The sequence below is a fragment of the Arsenophonus endosymbiont of Bemisia tabaci Q2 genome (genome assembly GCF_902713415.1).
In the GTDB taxonomy this organism is placed as follows: domain Bacteria; phylum Pseudomonadota; class Gammaproteobacteria; order Enterobacterales; family Enterobacteriaceae; genus Arsenophonus.
The window spans coordinates 22815-30177 of sequence record NZ_CACTIE010000061.1; the positions used below are offsets into that span (position 1 = coordinate 22815).

Sequence of the window (7363 nt, forward strand, 5' to 3'; positions counted from 1 at the left end):
AATTATAAGCATTTACTGATTAAAGCGCATAATAGCACCATACTTTTTTCAACCGAAGAGAGAAAAATTAGCATGACGCTTGCTAATATTTATTGTAGGTAATGAAAATCAATAAATGGTTTTAAATATTGTGTAACTAGGTAAAATGATTTGGCGAAAGTAACCAAATGTTATTGTAATAGATCTATTTTATCGAATGGATTTTGGAGCGAATAATGAAACGAAAAGTATTGAATATATTGCTGACAATGAGTACGATGATCCTTGCTGGCTATCAGCATAAATTGCCACAATCACAAAGCCAAACAATGGATAAAATTTATACTGGCGTACTCCCTTTTGCAGATTTTTCAGGTATTGAAACAACAGTTCTTTTCAATCCGAATGGTAAATTTATTGAGCAATTAACCTATTTGGGTACGGAAGAACAAAAAAATACTTTTTTTACTACAGGAAATTAGACTAAAAAAGGTACTAAATTATTTTTGATTGATTCTGATCAGCAAAAAACCTATTTTCAAGCTAGCATTGATCGTAAAAAAATAGAATATCTCGATCAGGAAGGAAATCGAATAGAAAGTAATTTAAATTATACCTTAGAGCAAGTAAAGCCAGATAAAAAGAGCCGGGAATATAGTTATATCGCTGACGCGGCATTATTTAAAGAGTGTAAAAGTGGACATATTTACAGTCTGAGTAATATCGATTTAGAAAAAGGATAATCTGGCAACCGGTATTGAAGCGGGTAAGCCTGTTTATGTCGAAGTTGAGGGCTATTACAGCCATCCGCCCATCAATGCAAGATGGCTTGTTTGATGCAACCTTGATCCAGAACGGCGAGATTAAATTTGATAAACTGCGTACTTTTCACTCTCACTAATTATCAGATATATTAAATGCCCAGCTATTTTCAGCAGGGCATTTTGCATCAATAAAGCTGATTAGTTAAGTTTTGTTTTTAGAAAATCAACTATCTCAGCAAGATCAATAAATTCTTTATCATTATCTCGCCGCTGTTTATATTCAACCTTGTTGTCATCTAAATTACGATCACCGATCACGATGGTATGAGGTATTCCAATAAGCTCCATATCAGCAAACATCACACCAGCCCGTTCTTTGCGATCGTCAAAAATGACATCAATGCCATTGACTTGCAAATCACAGTAAAGTTTTTCAGCAACTTCTTTAACGCGATACGATTTATGCATATTCATTGGCAAAATAGCAACTTGGAAAGGTGCGATAGCATCAGACCAAATAATTCTTTTATCATCATGGCTCTGTTCAATTGCTGCTGCTACAATCCGCGTGACACCGATACCATAACATCCCATCGTTACCGTTTGATTATGGCCATCTTCATTTTGAACGCTGGCCTTCATTGCTTCAGAATATTTTGTTCCTAGTTGAAAAATGTGACCAACTTCAATTCCACGTTTAATTTGAACAGTTCCTTTACCATCGGGACTAGGATCGCCATCGACTACATTACGTAAATCATAAACGTCGGGTAAAGGTAAATCCCGTTGCCAATTGATACCAAAATAGTGTTTATGATCAATATTGGCGCCGGCACTAAAATCACTAATCACAGCAACGCTGCGGTCGATAATTGCTGGTATTGGCAAGTTAACCGGGCCTAATGAACCGGGACCTGCATGCAGGATTGCACGTATTTCTTCTTCTGTTGCGAATTTCAGTGGACTTGCAACCAGAGGATGTTTTTCTGCTTTGATCTCATTTAATTCATGATCACCACGGATCAATAAGGCAACAAGTTGATGACCACTCTCTTTTTCTGCACTGACAATTAAGGTTTTAACTGTTTTTTCAATAGGTAAATTATGTTGATTAACTAACTCGGCAATAGTTTTAACGTCAGGGGTATCGATAATACGCATATATTCAGCCGGTTCAGGACGTTCTTCCGTAAGACAAATTGCTTCTGCCAGCTCAATATTAGCAGCATAATCTGAAGCGGTAGAAAAAACAATATTATCTTCACCACTATCAGCTAATACCTGAAATTCATGCGAAGCATTGCCACCAATAGAGCCAGTATCTGCTTGTACTGCCTTAAAATTAAAGCCAATACGGGTAAAGATTGTACTATATGCCTTGTACATTGCATCGTAAGTTTGTTGCAGCGAGTTTTGATCGGTATGAAAAGAATAAGCGTCTTTCATAATAAACTCACGGGAGCGCATCACACCAAAACGTGGCCTTACTTCATCACGAAATTTTGTTTGGATTTGGTAAAGGTTTAACGGCAGCTGTTTATAAGAAATCACTTCATTACGAATAAGATCGGTAATTACCTCTTCATGAGTCGGGCCCAACACAAAAGGTCGTTCACCACGATCAACAAAACGAAGTAACTCTGGGCCATATTGCTCCCAACGCCCACTTTCTTGCCATAAATCTGCTGGCTGAACTATCGGCATGGAAATCTCAATTGCACCCGCGCGATTCATTTCTTCACGAATAATGTTCTCAACTTTGCGCAGCACACGAACACCGGTTGGTAGCCAGTCATATAGCCCTGAAGCAATTTTACGGATCATACCTGCCCGAAGCATCAGCTTATGACTGATAACTTCTGCGTCGGCGGGAGTCTCTTTTAAAGTAGAGAGAAGATATTGGCTTGTGCGCATTATTAGCTTCCATCAACAACGAATTACTTTCAGTTGGTATTGGACCAACCATTAAAACAAAATTATCTTTTAGTCTACCAGCGAGTTGCTAATGTCTAAAGAGATAACTTAATTTTTTAGCGTATCTATAGCGAAAAAGGCAATGATATTTGCTGAAACCTGCCATCTAACATTAAAATCGAGCAAATAGGCAGCGTAGATTTTTTCGTGAGCTTCGCTTTTTTTATAAACTGGACGTGGATCTTGCGCTAAAACTTGACGAATAAAACGCTCAAGGAAAGGATAGCGGGTTTGTTGCTCAATCAACTGTTTTTGGGGAGTAGCTGAAAAAACCACTTTCATTTCACTAGCCAGTGCAGCTTGGGCAAATCCAGCAACCGCTTTTGATAAAGATTCCGCAAACGGCAGATAAGGTTTTATATCAATCACAGGGGTGCCATCAACTAAATTCAGACTACCTAAAGCTAAACCTACTTCGTTATCACGGATAATTAAATTTTTCAATTCTATTAATGACATACCTATTAGATTAGGACGAAATGGAGAACGAGTGGCGAAAAAACCCTTTTGGTATTACCACCTAAACAGGGAGGCCTTACTAAGGGACGCCAACCTTCAGTCATGGTTTGATGAAAAATGAAAATAAGCCAAATATGACTAAATTGTTCTAATCCACAAACAGCATCAGGATGATTATAAGGCGGAAATAGGCGCAAATAACCCTCTCCATCATCAATTAAACCTCGTTGTCTCGGGATGGCAAATTTTTCTTTATAAGGTCATTCTATCACCCCAATCACATTAAATTGAAAATTATCCATTAATAATATTCAGCGTAGAGCCTTAACAAATAGCAGTTTGATAAGAATCTGGTGTACTAATTATTTTACAACGGTGCAATAACACGCTATTCGCGCCAAGAGAAGAGGCCTTTTTCAGCATATTTTTTTGCTACGGGAATATTTACACTTGGATCTTGTCGATTAGGTTGGCATGAAATACCGGAAACAATGCCCAGATCCTTAAATGGTTTACCCAGTAATACTTCTGTTTTATCAATAATTTTTACCACAGAGCGCTTTTGTGGTGATTTTTTTGATAATATTTTTTGGATTTTTTAACGAGTTATCTGGTTTATTATATTCAGCTGGAGAAAATACATTAGAGCCTGAGATACAGAGTGTAAGACAACAGAGTAATAACAGAGTAATAGGCGGATATAAGTTCCTTATTTTATTAAAGAAATCAAATAGAACTACAAATCAGTTTTAGCCATAATAATAGACACAATTCACTGTATAAAATTTATAATAAAACCAGCGGATTATATTCGCTGGTTTTATTATAATGTCATTTTTTTGAAAAAGCGATCACCAGCCTGGAATAGCATCACCGTCAAAAATTTTATTGGCTGCTTCAGCTACTTCTTCGGATTGATAGGCTTTAACAAACTTTTTCACATTTTCATTATCTTTATTATTTTCAGGACTCACAATGAAATTTACATAAGGTGAATTTTTGTCCTCAACGAACAATCCATCTTTTTCGGGCGTTATAGCTAAGCGACTTAATTTTGATTACACCATATTGAGTGCGAACAAAATATCTGTGTCGCATCCAAGCGCTCTTTTTTTTTGCATTTAGCTTGTGCCCATTTATGTTCAATTGGATTAAGATTTGGCGAATAAGTAGGCAAATATTCCACCATATGCCCCGCATCGATGATGACTTGTTGAATACTTTGTTTCTTGTGAAAAGTTGCATTATCCATCATGATTACACTGTTTTTAGGAAGTACTGGGATAAGGACTTGGGTGACCCATGAATAGAAAATATCGCTGTTAATATTGATATCAAATAATCCGATAGCAAACAGCGTTGTGCCCAATAAAGCGCCGATAACATTTGTTCTTCCTTTAGGTCCTCAGTTCTTGAGACCAACACACCTTTGACCTTTCGGGGAATAGCCGTGAGTCCGCGGCGTATCGTGTGAAAAATCACTTTCATCAATAAAAACAATATGCTTGCCTTCTTTTTCATACTGTTTTTTGTTGAAACGTTTGTCGAGTGTTTTCGTCGGCTTTCGGATGACGTAGAGTTTTTTATAGGTCAATCCCATTTTTTTAAGAGCTTCCCAAATGGCCTTCTGACAAATGCCAAAACGCTCTGCACGCTCTTTTGGGTAAGCATCTGGATATTGTTCAACATCTTTTATCAACTCGGATTTATCGATTTTTCGCTGATACGTAATCGATGCTTTTGGCTCTATTTGATTAATCCAACCCGATACAAATGCAGAGCTAATCCGAAATTGCTTGGCTTTTTCTCGGATACTCAACCCTTCTTCTTCCATCGTAAATATCACTTTACCTCTAAAATCAATTGAATAGCTCATATAAATAATGTCATCAAAATTAAGTCGCTTAGCTATAACAGAATTTTACCAATGATTTTTAGAGACGTTACACCCATTGAACGAGCAGCTTCAATTAAACCATTAGGGATCTCTAACAGCATATTTTCAACCATACGGGCAATGAAAAGTGCTGCACCAATAGTTAACGGAACGATCGGGGCCTGAATACCGATAGATGTGCCGACAATTAATTTAGTTAATGGAATAATCCAAACCAATAAAATAATAAATGGAATGGAACGAAACACATTAACCAATGCAGACACTATTCCATAAAGGGAAATATTTTCAATAACTTGCCCGGTGCTGGTCACATAAAGTATAGCTAAGCGTCTTAATTTTGATTACAAAATATATGTTTTTATCCAATATAAATTTACTGATATAGAGTAATTACTTGTAATCATTTTAAAGTCGCCCAGCTATAATATGCCAATAGGAAGCCCTAATAAAAATCCCAAAAATCCCAAAAATCCCGACACAAAAGTCATGATAAGTCTATCTAACGTACCATTTAGTAGCAGAATGATCATTTTTTCAGACATAACCTAAGATCTCCACTTTTACATGGTGCTCTTCTAAAAAAGTAATTAATTTTTCAATACCTTCGTCAAGACCATGAAATTCAGCAAGCATAAAACCAAATTTAACACCACCGGCGTAATCTATTTGTGAGCTCAATATATTGATGTCGATATTAAATTTTCTAACAACCATTGAAATTAATGGTGCATCTACTGACTTACCGGTAAATTCCAATTTCAATAATCGCGATAAATCTAGGGCTGGCAACATCTGCAAACGCGTTTGATAATATTCTGGAATATCTAATACGAATGTTGATTTAATAAAATTTTGCGCAATTGGTGTCTTAGGATGAGAAAATACCTCACTAACGCTATCTTCTTCTATTAAACGCTCTTCACTGATAATCGTCACTTGATCGCATATACGTTTTACAACATCCATCTCGTGAGTAATAAGCAAGATGGTTAAACCTAAACGTCGATTAATATCTTTATAATAGCTCAAGAATAGAACGGGTTGTTGTTCGATCTAATGCACTTGTCGTTTCATCACATAATAATAATAATATTTTAGGCGAATTGACTAAAGCGCGAGCTATAGCAACGCGTTGCTTCTGTCCTCCAGATAGACTTAGCTGGATAGGCATCCTGTTTATTTGCTAAACCGACTAACTGTAATAACTCTGTTACGCGTTGATGGATCTCGGCTTTTGGCGTGTTATCTAGTTCTAGAGGTAAGGCAATATTATCGAAAACATTGCGTGATGAAAGTAGATTGAAATGTTGGAAAATCATGCCGATAGTACGACGCGTTAAGATTAATTGTTTTTCAGAAAGATCTGTCAACGCGTGCCCGTCAATCAATACTTCACCTGTCGTTGGGCGTTCAAGCATATTGACACAACGAATTAGCGTACTTTTTCCGGCACCGGAAGCAGCGATAATTCCGTAAATTTGGCCTTGAGGCACATGCAGATTAATATTGGTTAATGCGTGAATTGCATGTGCTCCTTGGTGAAAAATTTTATTAATGTTATAAAGTCTTATCATTATTGTGATCTACTAAATAATGGAAATAAAGTGGTAAGAAAATTCGACTATATTTAACACGGATATTAAGGTGTCTAGACGTCTAAGTAAACAAAAATATAAATACGACTCTTGTTCTTATTTAGCTTTAGCTGCTTTTCATATAATGAACAAAGTTAAATTTAATGGAGTAATATGGTGAGTCAAAGTATTCCGGCAATTTTCCTCGATCGTGATGGTACTATTAACCTTGATCATGGTTATGTTTATGAAATAGATAATTTTCAGTTTATCGAAAGCGCAATTGAAGCAATGCTTGAATTAAAAAAAATGAGCTATGCATTGATTCTTGTTACTAATCAATCAGGTATTGCAAGAGGATTCTTCACAGAAGCACAATTTCTTGAAATGACAGAATGGATGGATTGGTCTCTTATTGATCGTGGCGTTGAGCTTGATGGTATTTATTATTGTCCTCATCATCCTGATGCAATTGAACAAAAATATAAAAAAATATGCGATTGCCGTAAGCCGAAAGCTGGTATGCTATTAACATCGCGAAAACAACTTAATATTAATATGAAGGCCTCTTACATGGTGGGGGATAAACTTTCTGATATGCAAGCCGGTAAAGAAGCACATATTGGCACTAATGTATTGATAAATAAAGGAAAATCTATCACTGAATATGATAAAAAGTCTGCTGATTGGATTATAAATAGCCTGGCAGATTT

The 7363-nt window shown here is 36.3% G+C and carries 7 protein-coding genes and 6 pseudogenes; 3 read left to right on the top strand and 10 right to left on the bottom strand.

The annotated features are described in order from the left end of the window. The first annotated feature begins 215 nt into the window (after positions 1–215). Together ARSQ2_RS03495 and ARSQ2_RS03500 are read left to right on the top strand one after the other, a co-directional pair. Positions 216–461, top strand: coding sequence for a copper resistance protein NlpE N-terminal domain-containing protein (locus ARSQ2_RS03495; protein WP_181994366.1), 246 nt, complete (start codon positions 216–218; stop codon positions 459–461). 24 nt (positions 462–485) lie between these two features. After that, a complete protein-coding gene (locus tag ARSQ2_RS03500) occupies positions 486–722 on the top strand; it encodes a hypothetical protein (RefSeq protein WP_181994367.1) in 237 nt (78 codons plus the stop codon). 219 nt (positions 723–941) lie between these two features. Here ARSQ2_RS03500 and proS read toward each other — a convergent pair whose 3' ends face one another. From proS to metN, 10 genes and pseudogenes are all read right to left on the bottom strand, one after another. Further along, complete coding sequence (proS, locus tag ARSQ2_RS03505) at positions 942–2657, bottom strand: proline--tRNA ligase (protein ID WP_181994368.1); 1716 nt, start codon at positions 2655–2657, stop codon at positions 942–944. 108 nt (positions 2658–2765) lie between these two features. After that, positions 2766–3478 (bottom strand): annotated as a pseudogene (gene tsaA / locus ARSQ2_RS03510) (tRNA (N6-threonylcarbamoyladenosine(37)-N6)-methyltransferase TrmO). 22 nt (positions 3479–3500) lie between these two features. Then, positions 3501–3729: pseudogene (gene rcsF, locus ARSQ2_RS03520) on the bottom strand (Rcs stress response system protein RcsF). A 298-nt stretch (positions 3730–4027) separates the two neighbouring features. After that, positions 4028–4210, bottom strand: a pseudogene (locus tag ARSQ2_RS03525) (MetQ/NlpA family ABC transporter substrate-binding protein); the annotation flags it as partial. A 14-nt stretch (positions 4211–4224) separates the two neighbouring features. Then, positions 4225–4545 (bottom strand): transposase, encoded by a 321-nt coding sequence (locus ARSQ2_RS11875; protein ID WP_238334295.1) that lies wholly within the window; start codon positions 4543–4545, stop codon positions 4225–4227. Further along, positions 4434–4667 (bottom strand): hypothetical protein, encoded by a 234-nt coding sequence (locus ARSQ2_RS12420; protein WP_238334296.1) that lies wholly within the window; start codon positions 4665–4667, stop codon positions 4434–4436. The genes ARSQ2_RS11875 and ARSQ2_RS12420 overlap by 112 nt, the downstream gene beginning before the upstream one ends. Continuing rightward, on the bottom strand, positions 4582–5052 hold the full coding sequence (locus tag ARSQ2_RS11880) for an IS630 transposase-related protein (protein ID WP_238334297.1): 471 nt from the start codon (positions 5050–5052) through the stop codon (positions 4582–4584). Before ARSQ2_RS11880 ends, ARSQ2_RS12420 begins: the two co-directional genes overlap by 86 nt. A gap of 35 nt (positions 5053–5087) precedes the next feature. Further along, positions 5088–5393 (bottom strand): annotated as a pseudogene (locus ARSQ2_RS03535) (ABC transporter permease subunit); the annotation flags it as partial. Positions 5394–5498: 105 nt separating this feature from the next. Further along, positions 5499–5618: pseudogene (locus ARSQ2_RS14635) on the bottom strand (DL-methionine transporter permease subunit); the annotation flags it as partial. Continuing rightward, a pseudogene (gene metN / locus ARSQ2_RS03540) lies at positions 5611–6650 on the bottom strand (methionine ABC transporter ATP-binding protein MetN). The pseudogenes ARSQ2_RS14635 and metN, both read right to left, overlap by 8 nt. Before the next feature lie 177 nt (positions 6651–6827). On the opposite strand from metN, the gene gmhB reads away from it, so the two are divergent. After that, a partial coding sequence (gmhB, locus tag ARSQ2_RS03545) for a D-glycero-beta-D-manno-heptose 1,7-bisphosphate 7-phosphatase (protein ID WP_181994371.1) occupies positions 6828–7363 on the top strand: 536 nt, incomplete at its 3' end.